This is a genomic window from Pseudomonas sp. FA117, assembly GCF_057370475.1.
Map to the genome: position 1 here is coordinate 5,100,751 of NZ_CM170675.1, position 16,314 is coordinate 5,117,064.

Below are 16,314 nucleotides of genomic sequence, written 5' to 3' on the forward strand. Positions count from 1 at the left end.
CACTTTCAGAGGAGCCGGCACCATGCCTGCGACCCGTATCTGGTTGAAATCTCCCCTTGCCATCTTCACCGCCAACGACGCCGATGCCCGCGGCGGCCTGGTCATTGAAAACGGCCGTATCCGCCAACTGCTCGCCCCCGGCGAACAACCCAGCGCCCCCTGTGATCACGTGTTCGACGCCCGTGAGCATGTGGTGCTTCCCGGCCTGATCAATACCCATCACCATTTCTACCAGACCCTGACCCGCGCCTGGGCACCGGTGGTCAACCAGCCACTGTTTCCCTGGCTCAAGACCCTCTACCCGGTGTGGGCTCGACTGACTCCCGCCAAGCTGGCGCTGGCCAGCGAGGTTGCGCTGGCCGAGTTGCTGCTGTCGGGTTGCACCACCGCCGCCGACCATCATTACCTGTTCCCGGAAGGCCTGGACAACGCCATCGACGTGCAGGTCGAAGTAGTGCGCAAGCTTGGCATGCGCGCCATGCTGACCCGCGGCTCGATGAGCCTTGGCGAGGCCGATGGCGGCCTGCCCCCACAGCAGACGGTGCAACAGGGCGAGGTGATCCTGGCTGACAGCCAGCGACTGATCCACAGCTACCACGAGCGCGGCGATGGTGCGCGCATCCAGATCGCCCTGGCACCCTGCTCACCTTTCTCGGTGACCCCCGAGATCATGCGTGCCAGCGCCACCCTGGCCGAAGCACTGGACGTGCGCCTGCACACCCACCTGGCCGAAACCCTCGACGAGGAAGACTTCTGCCTCCAGCGCTTCGGCCTGCGCACCGTGGACTACCTCGACAGTGTCGGCTGGCTCGGCCCCAGGACCTGGCTGGCCCATGGCATTCACTTCAACCCCGACGAAATCGCCCGCCTCGGCGCGGCTGGCACCGGTATCAGCCACTGCCCGAGCTCCAACATGCGCCTGGCCTCGGGGATCTGCCCGACGGTCGAACTCGAGGCGGCCGGTGCCCCCGTTGGCCTGGGAGTCGACGGCTCGGCATCCAACGATGCCTCGAACATGATCCTCGAAGCGCGTCAGGCGCTGTATCTGCAACGCCTGCGCTACGGTGCCGAGCAGATCACCCCGCAGCGTGCGCTGGACTGGGCCACGCGCGGTTCGGCACGCTTGCTGGGGCGCGACGACATTGGCCAGTTGGCTGTTGGCAAGCAAGCTGACCTGGCCCTGTTCAAGCTCGACGAACTGCGCTTCTCCGGCAGTCACGATCCGTTGTCGGCACTGCTGCTGTGCGCAGCCGACCGCGCCGACCGGGTGATGGTGGGTGGGCAATGGCGAGTCATCGATGGACAGATCGAAGGCCTGGATGTCCAAGGGCTGATTGCTGACCACCGCCAGGCCGCCGCGGCATTGATCGCCGGTTGAGTCGAACCGGGGGCTGCGATACGGCCCCCGGCCTACCGAACGGCGCACAGCCCTGTAGAATGGCGACCAACCGTACCTGATTCAGAGATCACAGCCCATGTATGACTGGCTCAATGCCTTGCCCAAGGCCGAACTGCATATGCACCTGGAGGGTTCGCTGGAGCCGGAACTGCTGTTCGCCCTGGCTGAACGCAACAAGGTCGCCCTGCCCTGGACCGACGTAGAAGCACTGCGCAGTGCCTATGCCTTCAACAACCTGCAGGAATTCCTCGACCTGTATTACCAGGGCGCCGATGTGCTGCGCACCGAGCAGGACTTCTACGACCTGACCTGGGCCTACCTGCAGCGGTGCAAGGCGCAGAACGTCGTCCACACCGAACCTTTCTTCGACCCGCAGACCCATACCGACCGCGGGGTGCCCTTCGAGGTCGTGCTCGGCGGCATCAACCAGGCGCTCAAGGATGGCCGTGAGCAACTGGGCATCAGCAGCGGCCTGATCCTGAGCTTCCTGCGCCACCTGAGCGAGGATGAAGCGCAGAAGACCCTGGACCAGGCCCTGCCCTTCCGCGAGGCCTTCATCGCGGTGGGATTGGACAGCTCAGAGAAAGGCCATCCACCCAGCAAGTTCCAGCGCGTCTTCGACCGTGCGCGCAGCGAAGGTTTCGTCGCAGTGGCCCACGCCGGCGAGGAAGGGCCACCCGAATACATCTGGGAAGCCCTCGACCTGCTGAAGATCAAGCGCATCGATCACGGCGTGAGAGCCATCGAGGACGAGCGGCTCATGCAGCGCATCATCGATGAACAGATCCCGCTGACCGTCTGTCCGCTGTCGAACACCAAGCTCTGCGTGTTCGATCACATGAGCCAGCACAACATCCTCGACATGCTCGAGCGCGGAGTGAAGGTTACGGTCAACTCGGATGACCCCGCCTACTTTGGCGGCTATGTGACGGAAAACTTCCATGCCCTGCACCAGCATCTTGGCATGACCCAGGACCAGGCTCGTCGCCTGGCGCAGAACAGCCTGGATGCCCGCCTGGTCTGACCTTGCGATAACCGCTGCAGGGGGCTTAGCCCACCTGCAGTGTCTGCACTCTCGCAATGCCGTTGATTTCCTGGATGCCCAACGTGGAAATCTGCATGGCCCGCGACCCCTCCTGTTCACGTATCCAGCCCGACTGCAGGAACAACTTGAGCATTGCCTGCCCAAGCGCACCGCCCAGGTGCGGGCCGTTGCCGCTCCACTCACTGCAGTGGCAGGCTACGCATGCTCCGCGCTGCGGCGGTACCAGCGCATCGATATACACACCGATTCCCGCCAATCGCTCACGCCCCTCCAGGCTGACGACCGGGTGCTGGTCATTGCCCTCCAGCCAACCGGCAGCGACCATTCGCTGGTACAGATCCACCGCAAGCTCGCCGCCGAGATGCTCGCCACACCGTCGCGCCCGGCGCATCGACAGCGGAACCTGCAAGGGTTTTACCGATATCTGCGACTCGCTGCGGTTGCCAAGCTGGACACTGGCCAACGCCTCCACCGCTGCCACCACTTGCGGAGTGGCCAATCGGAAATAGCGCTTGCGCCCTCTGGACTCCAGGCGTAACAGGCCCGCTGCGGACAACAGCGACAGGTGGGCACAGGCCGATGACGAGGTGACGCCGATCATCCCGGCCAGTTCGTCCGCATGGCGCGCCGACCCGTCGATAAGCGCCCAGAGCATGGCGCTGCGCTTGGGTTCGGCCATCAGGCCGGCGATCTGGCTGATGCTGCTGACTGCTTTCATGATCCTTCAACTCCCTGCAAAGTCGCGTTTCTTGTCCAATGGCCATCCTTGGCAGCACGTATTGCCAGAGGCTACGGCAGTGATTGCCATCCGGTCAGCAGGCGATTTGGAATACGCCCCGATTGCCAGGGAAACCGCTCTCGCTGCACCGACCGCAGAGCAAGTATAAGCTGCCGAAAGCCCTGTACTAGAAGGGCTGCACAGCCAAAAGGGAGTTCAGATACAGAGGGTAGCGCCTCCCATCGGCAAGGATGGAAGTCACAGCTCAACAGCTGAAATACCCGCGCCCCCTCTAGCATCATCGACACAGCCATGTCCAAGCACTCATAGCAGCAGCCAGACCGCGACAATGCCGACAGGTGAGTTCCACAAAGAGCGCAAATAAATGCGAAGGTTCGTATAAGGCTCGGTTCTATGTCGTCGCATGACCGTCAGTCAGGCAGTCCTGCCGGATCGTGGCGAACAAAGGACGTGGCGCTACACTGAATCGGCCCTCACCCCCACCGGAGGATGCTGTGATGAAGATTGTCGTCAGTCCGTCGAGCCGCCACCCCGACTGCCCCTGGCAGGTACAACTCGACCAGCACGTGGTGAGTTTTCGCAGCGAGGCGCAAGCGCGTGGATTCGTCGCGCTCCTGGAGGCACGGCTCAACGCGCCTCATGCGCTCATGCAGCAACCTGCCTGGACTGAAGGCGTCGAGTCAGCATCGCGACACTGACCACCAGTACGCCGCACAGGCTGATCACCAGGGTCATAGGCACCGCACTGCCATCATGCAGGGCGCCCACCAGTGCCGCCGCCCCCGCCGCGACGCTGAACTGCAGGCTCCCCATCAGCGCCGACGCACTGCCAGCCCTGGCGCCCTGTCCATTCATCGCGCATGCCGATGCATTGGGAATGATGCAGCCAAGGCTGGCAATGCAGACGAACAGCGGTACCAGCAGCGGCCATAGCTGTGTTGGCCGCAGCAACGCCACCCCAAGCAGCACCAGGCCCGCGCCCAGGTACAGGTACACGGCTCGCGCCAGCAGCCAGGCCGGGCCGCGCTTGGCCAGCAAGCGCGCGTTGACCTGCGCCATGAGGATGAAACCGGCAGCATTGGTACCGAACAGCCAGCCATAGTGCTCGGCAGGCACGCCGTAGAGCTTGATGAACACGAATGGCGAACCGGCGATGTAGGCGAACATGCCGGCGATGGCGATACCACCGGTCAGCGCATGTCCCAGAAAAATCCGGTCATCCAGCAGCCGCAGGTACTGGCGCAAGGCACCTGACAATGGCTGGCGAGGCACGTGGGACGGCAGGCTTTCCGGCAACCACAGGCTCACGGCCAACAGGCAGGCTGCGCTGAACAGGCTGAGCGCCAGGAAGATCGACTGCCAACCCGACACGTTGATCAGCACCCCACCGAGCATCGGCGCCAGGATCGGTGCCAGCCCCATCACCAGCATCAGTTGCGAGAAGGCCTTGGCGGCCCCCACCGCATCGCACTTGTCGACGACGATCGCCCGCGCCAGCACCATCCCGGCACAGCCGCCCAGCGCCTGGACGAACCGTGCCAGTACCAGGGTGTCGAGATCGGGGGCATAGGCGCAGGCCAGTGACGCCAGGGTGAACAGCGCAATACCAAACAGCAGTGGCTTGCGTCGGCCGAAGCGGTCGGCGATCGGGCCGTAGGCCAACTGACCGATCGACAGGCCGAGGAAGTAGGCCGCCAGGGTCGCCTGGACGTGCTGCTCGTCCGTGCCGAAGGCCTGGGCCATGGCCGGAAAGGCGGGAAGATAGAAGTCGATCGCCAACGGCGCGAAGGCCGAGAGAGCGCCGAGAATCAACAAGGTGCGCAGGTTCATCAGGAATCCATAGCAGGCTAAGCAAAAACCTAGTTTACCTGCACCCGGGGCAAGCGCCATGAAAACCTGCATACACCGGGGTCACCCCTCGTCAACTGGCAAACCTGCCAGGTTACAGCGAAGAAACCGCGCCCTACTCTTGAGCCCACCAGCCCGCAAGCGCCTCCCAACATCATGCCAGCCCCTGCCTGACTACGAACAATGACACCTGGAGCACGCCATGAACTCCTCGAGCGACGATCCAAAAGTAGACGCATTGGCTGAACTCTACTTCACCGACCTGAATGACAGCCCTTCGAATCCAAGACTAGGCATTGGTTACGAGTTGCTCAAACAGCCGATACGATTGCACGCCTCGAAACCTACGACTCCGCGGCCTGGTGATGAAGTCGTGCTGTACTGGAATGACAGGGAAGTCCAACGCTTCACCATTCCCGCCTCGAGCCCTACCAGGCTGGAGTTCAGCGTGCCCGTGAATTCGGTATTTCCTCCATTGGGAACGACCTACTACACCTATCAGGATCTGGCAAATGGAGCCGGGCCAGAAGAAAGTCCCAGACGCACCATACCCATCAATAGCCTGGTGCCAGGCGGTCCGGGACCCGACCTCCAGCCCCCTTTCAACGACAGCCTGCTTCCCTGTACGGTCATCCCGAACCCAGTCAGCAGCCTCACCACACCCGTGACGGTGAGGGTACCTGCCTGGTTGAACATGGAAGTGGGGGACGAGTTGTTTGTGAACTGGGGCAACGTACCGGTTGCTCATCCCAAGGTCACCAACCCTGGGTTTGAGCAACAAGTGACTATTCCCATCAGTGCGCTAAAGGCGGCAGGAACCAGTCCAGGTTTGCCGGTCACTTACGAAATACGCGACATAGTCGACAATCACTCGCGTCTTTCGCGCCCGACCCTGGTCCCGGTACAGCTGCCTGCACCGGCTGTCCATGCCAATGGCGCTCCTGCAACGGTGATCGACCTCAAGGGCTTGACCAAACTCGATGTAATCGTGCCTGACTACGGCATGCAGACAGGTGACAGCGTCACCATTTTCTGGACTGGATCAGCCCCTCGCCGGAAAAAAGAAACGGTTACCGTCGTCCCGCTGACGGTGCCACTGGATCTGGCCTGGGCAAGGGAAAACAAGGACCAGCAGGTCACGATCAGCTACGTGATCACCCGTGGCGGCAAGAGCATGGAGTCGTCTCCACATGTCGTCCAGGTGAAAGAAAGCCAGGATCAGTTGATCCTGCCAGCGCCCGGCGTCAACGACCTGCACAATGGTGAGCTCGATTATCACTGGCTGAGGGACAATCGCAACGCTGAAGCCACCGTAGTGGTGCTTCAATATACAGGCATGCAAGTTGGCCACACCGTGACCGTGACCTGGTCCAATAATGTCGATTGGGACGCGCCGGCCCAGACGGTCCGAACGCTCGGACCAATGCAGTTCAAGATCCGCACCATCGAAATCGTCGACACGATCGGCACTTCAGCGACCGTCGGGTACAAAGTCGTCACCCAGCCGAACAGCCCGCCGGTCCCTTCGGATACGATGCGGTGCAGGGTCAAGGATAATCCGCCGCCGTTCCAGTCCATGCCACCGCCGCGCCTGCAGACCGGCAACACAATGCTCATACCCAAGGCAGGACAAACAACTTGGCGGACCCGGGTGCAATGGCATGAACCTTTGTCACGCTTCCGGAAAGAGTCACCCATCCTTTATTACCGAAGCAATGGCCAGCCTAGCCTGGAATGGCAAGTGCCTGCGGACTGGGTCGCAGACAACAGAGGCAAGCTGGTGTACATCACCTACTCGATGAGCGAGGGTGACGGCCGCATCTGCATTTCGAGATACTTGCGTTACACCGTGCCGACTCAAAAGCAAAGCAAGCGCAAAAAGAAAAGCCGCAGCCGCACCCGGCGTTTTCAACGACGCAAGAAAGGCTGAGCGTCATAACCCTCTTCACCAATCGCACTGGCAATCTGCTCGGCCGTCAGTGCGCTTTCGACCTTGACCTGACGCGCAGCCAGGTCGACCTCGACCCGAGCGTTGGAGTCCAGCGCCTGTACCGCCAAGGTTACCGCTTTCACGCAGTGACCGCAGGTCATGCCTTCTACATTGAACACTTGCATGGTGATGCCTCCTATGGGTTTGAGCCGAGTTTCAAGCTTGCCATCGTGTCAAGGTCAAGTTCCGTCTCCATTGGCCGGGGTAGCATTCCATCCGAACCTCGGCCAAGCTGCGTCCTGGAAGACTTTAGGCAAGCAGGAGATTCTTCATGTTCAAGGCAGCAGTGGGCGTCATTGGCCTGGTCAGCGCACTGACGGGGGTGCCAACGGCCAGCGCCGAAGGCAACTCGGACTACAGCGTGCTGATCATTTCCCGGGAGCGCCTGGAAGTGGCCACCAGTTGCGAAATCGGTGTCTACCTCAACGACCAGCTTTCCGGGCGGGTGTTCCAGGAACAGTCGACCTCCTTCAACCTGCCGCCGGGGCCTGTCGATGTACGCCTGCGCCTGCTCCCCGGACAGACGCCCGGCTGTGCCCCCGGCGTGGAAGACCAACGCAGCACACGCCTGAACCTGCAGGCCGGTCAGATCAACAAATATCGGATTGCCATGGGCGCGCAAGGACTGGAATTGAAAAGGGCCGGTTTGGGGTATTGACCTTACCAACATGGCAAGGTTGAAGCTGCAGGCTCGATCACGGAGGAAAGCCCATGTCCGCATCAACCCGCTTCGACCTGCCGATTGCCGGCATGACCTGTGCCAGTTGCGTTGGCCGCGTAGAGCGTGCGCTGCGCAAAGTCAGCGGTGCCGAGCAGGTCAGTGTCAACCTCACCACCGAACAGGCCCGGGTCGAGGCCCCGGCCAACAGCCTTCCGGCGTTGCTGGAGGCGGTTCGAAAGGCCGGCTACAGCGTACCGACCCGCAGCGTCGAACTGCAGATCGGCGGCATGACCTGCGCCAGTTGCGTCGGACGGGTCGAGCGCGCCCTCGGCAAGCTGCCCGGCGTCGAACAGGCCAGCGTCAACCTGGCCAGCGAACGTGCGCACCTCGAGGTGCTGCAAAGCCTCGGCGATGACGTCCTGATCGGGGCGGTGGAAAAGGCCGGGTACAGCGCCAGCCTGCCAAGCACCACCCACGACGACCGCCACGATGCCCAGCGACGCCTGCGCAACGAGCGCCTGGCGGTGATCACCGCCGTACTGCTGGCCCTGCCCCTGGTACTGCCCATGCTGGTGCAGCCGTTCGGCCTGCACTGGATGCTGCCGGCCTGGGTGCAGTTCGCCTTGGCGACCCCGGTGCAGTTCATCCTCGGTGCACGCTTCTACAAGGCCGCCTGGAAAGCCGTGCGGGCAGGTGCTGGCAACATGGACCTGCTGGTGGCGCTTGGCACCAGCGCCGGCTACGGCCTGAGCCTGCACCAGTGGTCCCAGGCCCACGCAGGCATGGAGCCTCATCTTTACTTCGAGGCCTCGGCGGTGGTGATCGCCCTGGTGCTGCTGGGCAAATACCTTGAAAGCCGCGCCAAGCGCCAGACCGCCAGCGCCATCCGGGCGCTGGAAGCCCTGCGCCCGGAGCGGGCGTTGCGGGTGGTCGACGGTGTCGAAGAAGACGTGGCGATCAGCCAACTGCGCCTCGACGATCTGGTACTGGTCAAGCCCGGTGAGCGCTTCCCGGTCGACGGCCAGGTGATCGAAGGCAGCAGCCACGCTGACGAAGCGCTGATCAGCGGCGAAAGCCTCCCGGTGCCCAAGCAGCCCGGCGACAGCGTGACAGGCGGCGCCATCAACGGTGAAGGGCGCCTGCTGGTCCGTACACAGGCCTTGGGCACGGAGACTGTTCTGGCACGCATCATCCGCCTGGTCGAGGATGCCCAGGCCGCCAAGGCCCCGATCCAGAAGCTGGTCGACCGGGTCAGCCAGGTATTCGTACCGGCGGTGTTGGTGCTGGCGCTGATCACCCTGGTCGGCTGGTGGCTGGCCGGTGCACCGCTGGAAAGCGCACTGATCAATGCCGTCGCCGTGCTGGTGATCGCCTGCCCCTGCGCACTGGGCCTGGCGACACCGGCGGCGATCATGGCCGGTACCGGCGTGGCGGCCCGCCACGGCATCCTGATCAAGGACGCCGAGGCGCTGGAGCGGGCCCATGCGGTCAATCGCGTGGTCTTCGACAAGACCGGCACCCTTACCTCCGGCAGCCCACGTATCGTCCACAGCCAGGCTGCGGTGGGCGACTCGCACGATCTGCTGCGCCTGGCCGGTGCCCTGCAGCGCGGCAGCGAGCACCCGCTGGCCAAGGCCGTGCTGGAGGCCGGCGCCGAGCAAGGCGTGCAGGTTCCCCCCGTGAGTGACAGCCAGTCGCTCACCGGTCGCGGAATCGCCGGCACCGTCGATGGCCGGGAGCTGGCACTGGGCAACCGCCGTCTGCTGGACGAAAGCGGGCTGGAGCCTGGCGCCCTGCTGCTCCAGGCCCAGGCCTGGGAAGCCGAAGGCCGCACCCTCTCCTGGCTGATCGAACGCGCCCCGACTGCACAGGTATTGGGCCTGTTCGCCTTTGGCGACAGCCTCAAGCCTGGTGCGGATCAGGCGATCGCGGCATTGCACGCACAGGGCATCAGCAGCCACCTGCTGACCGGCGACAACCGCGGCAGCGCGAAAGTGGTCGCCGAGGCACTGGGCATCGATGATGTGCACGCCGAAGTGCTGCCCGCCGACAAGGCCGCCACGGTCACCGCACTCAAGCAGGACGGCGTGGTGGCGATGGTCGGCGATGGCATCAACGATGCCCCGGCCCTGGCCGCTGCCGACATCGGCATCGCCATGGGCGGCGGCACCGACGTGGCCATGCAGGCCGCCGGGATCACCCTGATGCGCGGTGATCCACGCCTGGTGCCCGCTGCTCTGGAAATCAGCCACAAGACATACGCCAAGATCCGTCAGAATCTGTTCTGGGCGTTCATCTACAACCTGATCGGCATCCCGCTCGCCGCGTTCGGTTTTCTCAACCCGGTACTGGCCGGCGCCGCCATGGCACTCTCCAGCGTCAGCGTAGTGAGCAACGCCCTGTGGCTCAAGACCTGGAAACCCACCGACATCGCGTCGAAGGAGACACCATGAACATCGGCCAGGCTGCCCGGCGCTCCGGGCTCAGTGCCAAGATGATCCGCTACTACGAGTCCATAGGCCTGCTCAAGCCGGCCCTGCGTACCGACAGTGGCTATCGCCTGTACCAGCAGGACGACCTGCACAGCCTGGCGTTCATCAAGCGCTCGCGTGACCTGGGCTTTTCCCTGGAAGAAGTCTCCCGGCTGCTGACGTTGTGGCAGGACCGCCAGCGCGCCAGCGCCGATGTGAAGGCGCTGGCGACACAGCATATCGACGAGCTGAATCGGCGGATCGAGGAGATGGTGAGCCTGCGTGACACCTTGAGCGAACTGGTCGCGCATTGCCAGGGCGATGATCGGCCGGATTGCCCGATCCTCAAGGACCTGGCCAACGAAGGCGGCTGTTGCCACTAGCCGCTGCCCATGAGCTTGCCCCATGACCTGAGGCAAGCTTTTGGTATGCCATATTAGCCAGAGCTGACCAAAGCGACCTCAAACACGGTGTTCGTCCAATAAAAACGGGAGTTTCATTCAGAAAACCCGGCTCCTTGCCGATGCCCTGCATACCAGTTTCATGCATCGACAAGAAAAAAATCCGGGAGCGTGGATGAACATCAAGCAAAAACTCACCTGGGCCTTCGCCGTCATTGCCGGCCTGCCCATCGTCCTCGTCGCCACCGTGGTGGTGCTGAACCTGCGCGAGGAAGCGCGGGACGACTTCCTCGACGGCAGCAGCCGGGAAATCCGCCAGGTCGGCAACGCGATGAACATCTTCTTCCAGGGCATCGCCCAGAACGTCGAGTACCTCGCCAGCCAACCCCTTGTCACGGGCAGCGCCGACAACCTGAAGAAATACCTTTCTGCCGATGCCGCGCAGGTCCCCATGGGCGAACAGGACAAGGCGCTGTACGACCAGTTTACCCGCCTGGCCCAGAGTCACCCCGACTACGCCTACGTATCCTACGGGATGAAAGACGGGGGCTACGCGTTCTGGCCGGGTGATCCGAAGATGGCCAGCTACGACCCACGTACCCGCCCCTGGTTCCAGACCGCCATGGCCAACCCCGGCAAGACCCTGCGCACTGCCCCCTACTACTGGGCCGGCGACGATGCCGTGCTGGTCAGTACGGTACGGACCGTGGCCAACCAGCTGGGCAGCCCGGGCGGAGTGGTGAACATCGACGTCTCGCTCAAGGGCCTGACCGAGATCGTCAAGCAGATCAAGCTGGGCGAAAGCGGCTACCTGATCCTGATGGAGAACAACGGCAACGTCATGGTCGACCCGCGTGACGCCAGCCACAACTTCAAGCAGCTGGAGAGCTTCGGTGGCGGCCATGCCGAGCTGGCGAAGGCCGGCAAGGGCCTGGCCGAGGTAATCCTCGACGGCCAGCGCTACATGGCCAACCTCTACCCCGACGAGCGCCTGGGCTGGACCTTCATCGGCCTGATCCGGCAGGACGAAGTGATGCAGACCACCACCCGCCTGACCTGGCTGATCGGCACCATCGCCCTGGTGCTGGCGGCCGTCTTCGCGGTGGCCGGCGCCACCTTCGCCAAGCTCATCGTGCGGCCGATCAACAGCGTCACCAGCGGCCTGGAGGACATCGCCCAGGGCGAAGGCGACCTGACCCGCAACCTCGATGTACGTGGCAGTGACGAAACCGCACAGCTGGCCAGCTGGTTCAACCAGTTCCTCGGCGCGATCCGCAGCCTGATCCAGCACATCGGCGCCGCCGCCGGCAAGATCCTCAGCACCTCGGCCAGCTCCACCCGGGTATCGGGCGACATGGCCGAAGCCGCCGGGCGCCAGCGCGAAGCGGTGGACATGGTATCCACCGCCTTCCATGAAATGGTCGCCACCGCCAACGAGGTCGCACGCTCCTGCAGCCAGGCCGCGCAGTCGGCCGACAGCGGCCAGCAGCAGGCGCGCGAGGGCCAGCAGCAGATCGATGCCGCCGTCCACAGCGTCGATCGCCTGAGCCAGGAGATCGAGCAGTCGGCGCAGTCGATCCAGCAGCTGGAGCGCGACAGCAACGCCATCCAGTCGATCCTCGGCACCATCCGCTCGATTGCCGAGCAGACCAACCTGCTGGCGCTCAACGCAGCGATCGAAGCTGCCCGTGCCGGCGAGCAGGGCCGTGGTTTTGCAGTGGTTGCCGACGAAGTGCGAGCCCTGGCCAAACGCACCGCCGACTCCACCGCCGAGATCGACGGGCTGCTGGGCAACCTGGCCAACCGCACCGCCGAGGTGGCCGAGCAGATGCATGCGAGCCTTGAAGTGTCGCAGCAGTCGGTCAGCCGTATCGGCTTGGCGCGCGACAGTTTCGGGCAGATCCGCGAGTCGGTGGACATCATCCGCGACATGAACACCCAGATCGCCACCGCCGCCGAAGAGCAGCACCAGGTCGCCGAAGACATCAACCGGCACATCAGCCAGATCCATGGCGATGCGCAGTTGGTGGCGGAGCTTGCCCAGGCGGCGCGGCAGGACTCGCAGAGCATGGAAGGGTTGTCCAGCGAACTGGATGCGCTGGTGCGCAGGTTCAGGACCTGATGCGATCGTGGGAGCCTACAGCCGCAACTCGCCGGGCGTCGCGCCGAACAGTTGCTTGAATGCCGCGATGTAGGCCGACGTGGAGTCATAGCCGCAGCCCAGCGCTGCGTCGGTGACGCTCTCGCCGGCCTCCAGCAGCGCCAGCGACGACAGCAGGCGCATGCGCTGGCGCCAGTTGCGAAAGCTCAGGCCGGTTTCGCGCTGGAACAGGCGCATCAGGGTCTTCTCCGAGCAGCCCAGTTGCAGCGCCCACTGCTGCAAGGTCTGCAGCTGGTCGGGCGCGGCGATCAGGCGATTGCACAGGGCAAGCAGGCCAGGATGACGAGGCAAGGGCAGCGAGAAGCCGACCTCGGGCAATGCCTGCAACTGATCGAGCAGCACCGCCACCAGGCGCGCCTCGGCACTGTCGCCCTCGGCATAATCAGCCGGCATGAGGCAGAACTGCTTGATCAGCTCGCGCGCCAGTGGCGTCACTTCGAGTACCCGGCATTCGTCGGCCGCCCAGGTACAGGCATCTCGCCGCACGTACAGGCTGCGCATCTCGGCCTGCATCGAGGTCACCACCTCGTGCTCCAGGCCGGCGGGAATCCACACACCCCATTGTGGCGGGGCGAAATAACTGCCACCGCTGGTGTAGACCCCCAGTACCCCGCTGATGGCGTAGGAAAACTGCACCCAGTCGTGGCGATGGCGCGTGGTCCAGGAGCCTGCGCCCAGGCTCTCGGCGCGTGCATAGAGCGGCCTGGGCAGTTGCTCGAGGTCGGGGATGGCACGAGGCGCGTGGGTCTGTCCGTTGGTCGGCATGCGGATACTTATTGTCGTTGGTTCGACAAGGGTACCACCTCAGCGCTCGACGATGGCCGTCACCCCCTGCCCGCTCGCCGCACAGATCGAGATGAGCCCGCGTCCCTTGCCGGCCGTGGCCAGCAGCTTGGCCATACTGGCCAGGATCCGGCCGCCGGTGGCAGCGAAGGGGTGCCCGGCGGCCAATGAGCTGCCCTTGACGTTGAGCCTGCTGCGGTCGATAGCCCCCAGCGCACCGTCCAGCCCAAGCCTGTCGCGGCAATACTGGTCGTCTTCCCAGGCCTTGAGCGTACACAGCACCTGCGCGGCGAAGGCTTCGTGAATTTCGTAGTAGTCGAAGTCCTGCAGGCTCAGGCCGTTGCGCGCCAGCAGTCGAGGCACGGCATAGACCGGCGCCATCAGCAACCCCTCCTGGCCTTTGACGAAGTCCACCGCCGCGGCCTCGCCATCGACCAGGTAGGCGAGCACCGACAACCCGCGCTCCTCGGCCCAGGCTTCGCTCCCCAGCAGCACCAGCGAGGCGCCGTCGGTCAGCGGTGTGGAGTTGCCGGCGGTGAGGGTGCCCTGGGCGCCCTTGTCGAATACCGGTTTGAGCTTGGCCAATTGCTCGGGTGTGAGATCCGCACGCAGGTTGTTGTCGCGGGTCAGGCCGAGGTACGGCGTGAGCAGGTCGTCGTGCCAGCCTTCGCTGTACGACGCGGCCAGGTGGCGATGACTGAGCAGCGCCAGTTCGTCCTGTTCGGCACGGCCGATCTGCCAGGTCTGCGCCATAAGCTCGCAGTGCTCGCCCATCGACAGCCCGGTGCGCGGCTCGCCGTTGCGCGGGAACTCGGGCTTCAGGAAGCTCGGGCGCAGGTTCAGGAAGGGCTCGAGGCGCTCGCTCAAGCGCTTGCCGCGGTTGGCCTGCAGCAACACCCGGCGCAGCCCTTCATTGATTGCGATCGGCGCATCGGAAGTGGTGTCGACGCCGCCGGCGATGCCGCTGTCGATCTGGCCAAGGGCAATCTTGTTGGCCACCAGCAGCGCGGCTTCCAGACCGGTACCGCACGCCTGCTGGATGTCGTAGGCCGGTGTCTGCGGCGACAGCCGCGAGCCGAGCACGCACTCGCGGGTCAGGTTCATGTCGCGCGAATGCTTCAGCACTGCGCCGGCCACCACTTCGCCAAGACGCTGGCCGTGCAGGCGGTAGCGCTCCACCAGCCCCTCGAGCGTGGCGGTGAGCATCGCCTGGTTGCTGGCGGTGGCGTAGGCGCCGTTGGAACGGGCGAAGGGGATACGGTTGCCGCCCAGGATCGCGACCCGACGAGGTAAATGCATGCGCTGGTTCCTCCTGAAACAATTTGATCCGATTGATGACAGGCCCCAAGGGCGTGTCGCTTCGGCAAGGCTCGCTACAGCCTAGGCGTTTTTGCCGTATTCGAACGACCTTGCCACAAACATGGTCCACACTTGCATGCTTGCCTTCAGGGAGACCCGCACAATGAGCGACCGCTATCTCGGCTTTGCCAACTCCAATCTCGGCCGTCGCCTGGTCGACGCCCTCGGCCTGCCACGCCCGGCGCCGCTGGAGCGCTGGCAGGCCGGCCGCCTGCGCCCGATCGAGGGCGCGCTGGTGCTGGGTGGCGGGCCGCTGGCGCGCAAGGTCGAGGCCATCGCCCCAGCGCTCACCGACGAATGCTACAGCTTTGCCGGCGAAGGTCTCGAAGCACCGGCCTGGGTCGCCGGTCTCGGCCCGAAGCTCAAGGCTGTGGTGTACGACGCCAGTCATCTGTCCGACAGCGATGAGCTGCGCCAGTTGCGCGAATTCTTCCAACCGCTGCTGCGCAGCCTCGCGCCCTGCGCCCATGTGGTGATTCTCGGACGAGCCCCCGAGCAGGTCGCCGACCCGCTGGCCAGCGTTGCCCAGCGCGCGCTGGAAGGCTTCAGCCGCTCGCTGGCCAAGGAGCTGCGCAATGGCGCCACGGCCCAGTTGCTGTACATCGCCCCGGATGCAGAGGATCAACTCGAAGGCGCGTTGCGTTTTTTCCTGTCGCCCAAGAGCGCGTTCGTTTCCGGCCAGGTGCTGCGCCTCGACGCCTGCGCAAGCCATGTGCAGGACTGGACCCGCCCCCTGGCGGGCAAGCGCGCCCTGATCACCGGGGCCGCCCGCGGTATCGGTGCCTCGATTGCCGAAACCCTGGCCCGTGACGGCGCCGAGGTGATCCTGCTGGACGTGCCGCCCGCGCAGAAAGACCTCGACGCCCTCGCCGCCCGTATCGGCGGCCGTGCCCTGGCACTGGACATCTGCGCCAGCGATGCGCCAACCAGACTGCTCGAAGGGCTGCCCGAAGGTGTCGACATCCTGGTGCACAACGCGGGCATCACCCGCGACAAGACATTGGCCAACATGACCCCGGAATACTGGGACGCGGTGCTGGCGGTCAACCTCAAGGCCCCGCAGGTACTGACCCAGGCCCTGCTCGATGCAGGCCGGTTGCACGAGGATGCACGCATCGTGCTGCTCGCCTCGGTCAGCGGCATCGCCGGCAACCGTGGCCAGGCCAACTATGCCGCCAGCAAGGCCGGGCTGATCGGCTTCGCCCAGGCCTGGGCACCACGGCTGGCCGCACAGGGCGCGAGCATCAATGCCGTGGCCCCGGGCTTCATCGAAACCCACATGACCGCCGCCATGCCCATGGGCCTGCGCGAAGCCGGCCGGCGCCTGAGTTCTCTGGGCCAGGGAGGCAAGCCGCAGGACGTCGCCGAAGCGGTCGCCTGGCTGGCCCAGCCCGGCAGTGGCGCTGTCAGCGGCCAGTACCTGCGGGTCTGCGGCCAGGCACTGATGGGGGCGTGAA

General features: G+C 64.4%; 14 protein-coding genes and 1 pseudogene. 10 read left to right on the forward strand and 5 right to left on the reverse strand.

Annotated elements, in window-relative coordinates:
• Positions 1 to 22 precede the first annotated feature (22 nt).
• The gene (locus AC1TXO_RS23470; protein WP_486403937.1) at positions 23 to 1,378 is read left to right on the forward strand and encodes an 8-oxoguanine deaminase; all 1,356 of its coding nucleotides are present in this window, start codon (positions 23 to 25) and stop codon (positions 1,376 to 1,378) included.
• Positions 1,379 to 1,475: 97 nt separating this feature from the next.
• The gene (locus AC1TXO_RS23475; RefSeq protein ID WP_486403938.1) at positions 1,476 to 2,423 is read left to right on the forward strand and encodes an adenosine deaminase; all 948 of its coding nucleotides are present in this window, start codon (positions 1,476 to 1,478) and stop codon (positions 2,421 to 2,423) included.
• 25 nt (positions 2,424 to 2,448) lie between these two features.
• On the opposite strand, the gene AC1TXO_RS23480 is transcribed toward AC1TXO_RS23475, so the two are convergent.
• Entirely contained in the window at positions 2,449 to 3,162 is a 714-nt protein-coding gene (locus tag AC1TXO_RS23480; protein WP_486403939.1) for a transcriptional regulator, read from the reverse strand.
• Positions 3,163 to 3,680: 518 nt separating this feature from the next.
• Between AC1TXO_RS23480 and AC1TXO_RS23485 the strand changes: the two genes are divergently transcribed.
• Positions 3,681 to 3,881, forward strand: a complete 201-nt coding sequence (locus AC1TXO_RS23485) for a hypothetical protein (protein ID WP_486403940.1) — start codon at positions 3,681 to 3,683, stop codon at positions 3,879 to 3,881.
• On the opposite strand, the gene AC1TXO_RS23490 is transcribed toward AC1TXO_RS23485, so the two are convergent.
• The gene (locus AC1TXO_RS23490; protein ID WP_486403941.1) at positions 3,829 to 5,013 is read right to left on the reverse strand and encodes a multidrug effflux MFS transporter; all 1,185 of its coding nucleotides are present in this window, start codon (positions 5,011 to 5,013) and stop codon (positions 3,829 to 3,831) included. The genes AC1TXO_RS23485 and AC1TXO_RS23490 overlap by 53 nt on opposite strands.
• Before the next feature lie 220 nt (positions 5,014 to 5,233).
• Between AC1TXO_RS23490 and AC1TXO_RS23495 the strand changes: the two genes are divergently transcribed.
• Positions 5,234 to 6,961, forward strand: coding sequence for a hypothetical protein (locus AC1TXO_RS23495; RefSeq protein ID WP_486403942.1), 1,728 nt, complete (start codon positions 5,234 to 5,236; stop codon positions 6,959 to 6,961).
• On the opposite strand, the gene AC1TXO_RS23500 is transcribed toward AC1TXO_RS23495, so the two are convergent.
• On the reverse strand, positions 6,940 to 7,146 hold the full coding sequence (locus tag AC1TXO_RS23500) for a cation transporter (RefSeq protein WP_486403943.1): 207 nt from the start codon (positions 7,144 to 7,146) through the stop codon (positions 6,940 to 6,942). The two genes, AC1TXO_RS23495 and AC1TXO_RS23500, sit on opposite strands and share 22 nt — an antisense overlap.
• A 146-nt stretch (positions 7,147 to 7,292) precedes the next feature.
• On the opposite strand from AC1TXO_RS23500, the gene AC1TXO_RS23505 reads away from it, so the two are divergent.
• The 5 genes and pseudogenes from AC1TXO_RS23505 (at position 7,293) to AC1TXO_RS23525 (ending at position 12,676) form a co-directional block, all read left to right on the forward strand.
• Positions 7,293 to 7,679, forward strand: a complete 387-nt coding sequence (locus AC1TXO_RS23505) for a hypothetical protein (protein ID WP_486403944.1) — start codon at positions 7,293 to 7,295, stop codon at positions 7,677 to 7,679.
• 53 nt (positions 7,680 to 7,732) lie between these two features.
• A complete protein-coding gene (locus AC1TXO_RS23510) occupies positions 7,733 to 10,135 on the forward strand; it encodes a heavy metal translocating P-type ATPase (RefSeq protein WP_486403945.1) in 2,403 nt (800 codons plus the stop codon).
• Positions 10,132 to 10,536, forward strand: a complete 405-nt coding sequence (cueR, locus tag AC1TXO_RS23515) for a Cu(I)-responsive transcriptional regulator (protein ID WP_486403946.1) — start codon at positions 10,132 to 10,134, stop codon at positions 10,534 to 10,536. Before AC1TXO_RS23510 ends, cueR begins: the two co-directional genes overlap by 4 nt.
• Positions 10,537 to 10,885: 349 nt before the next feature.
• Positions 10,886 to 11,770, forward strand: a pseudogene (locus AC1TXO_RS23520) (cache domain-containing protein); the annotation flags it as partial.
• A 201-nt stretch (positions 11,771 to 11,971) separates the two neighbouring features.
• Positions 11,972 to 12,676, forward strand: coding sequence for a methyl-accepting chemotaxis protein (locus AC1TXO_RS23525; RefSeq protein WP_486406895.1), 705 nt, complete (start codon positions 11,972 to 11,974; stop codon positions 12,674 to 12,676).
• A gap of 15 nt (positions 12,677 to 12,691) precedes the next feature.
• Here AC1TXO_RS23525 and AC1TXO_RS23530 read toward each other — a convergent pair whose 3' ends face one another.
• Both AC1TXO_RS23530 and AC1TXO_RS23535 read right to left on the reverse strand, forming a co-directional pair.
• The gene (locus AC1TXO_RS23530; protein ID WP_486403947.1) at positions 12,692 to 13,480 is read right to left on the reverse strand and encodes an AraC family transcriptional regulator; all 789 of its coding nucleotides are present in this window, start codon (positions 13,478 to 13,480) and stop codon (positions 12,692 to 12,694) included.
• A 39-nt stretch (positions 13,481 to 13,519) separates the two neighbouring features.
• The gene (locus tag AC1TXO_RS23535) at positions 13,520 to 14,797 is read right to left on the reverse strand and encodes an acetyl-CoA C-acetyltransferase (RefSeq protein WP_486403948.1); all 1,278 of its coding nucleotides are present in this window, start codon (positions 14,795 to 14,797) and stop codon (positions 13,520 to 13,522) included.
• Positions 14,798 to 14,960: 163 nt separating this feature from the next.
• Between AC1TXO_RS23535 and AC1TXO_RS23540 the strand changes: the two genes are divergently transcribed.
• On the forward strand, positions 14,961 to 16,313 hold the full coding sequence (locus AC1TXO_RS23540) for a 3-oxoacyl-ACP reductase (RefSeq protein ID WP_486403949.1): 1,353 nt from the start codon (positions 14,961 to 14,963) through the stop codon (positions 16,311 to 16,313).
• The last annotated feature ends 1 nt before the right edge of the window (position 16,314 follow it).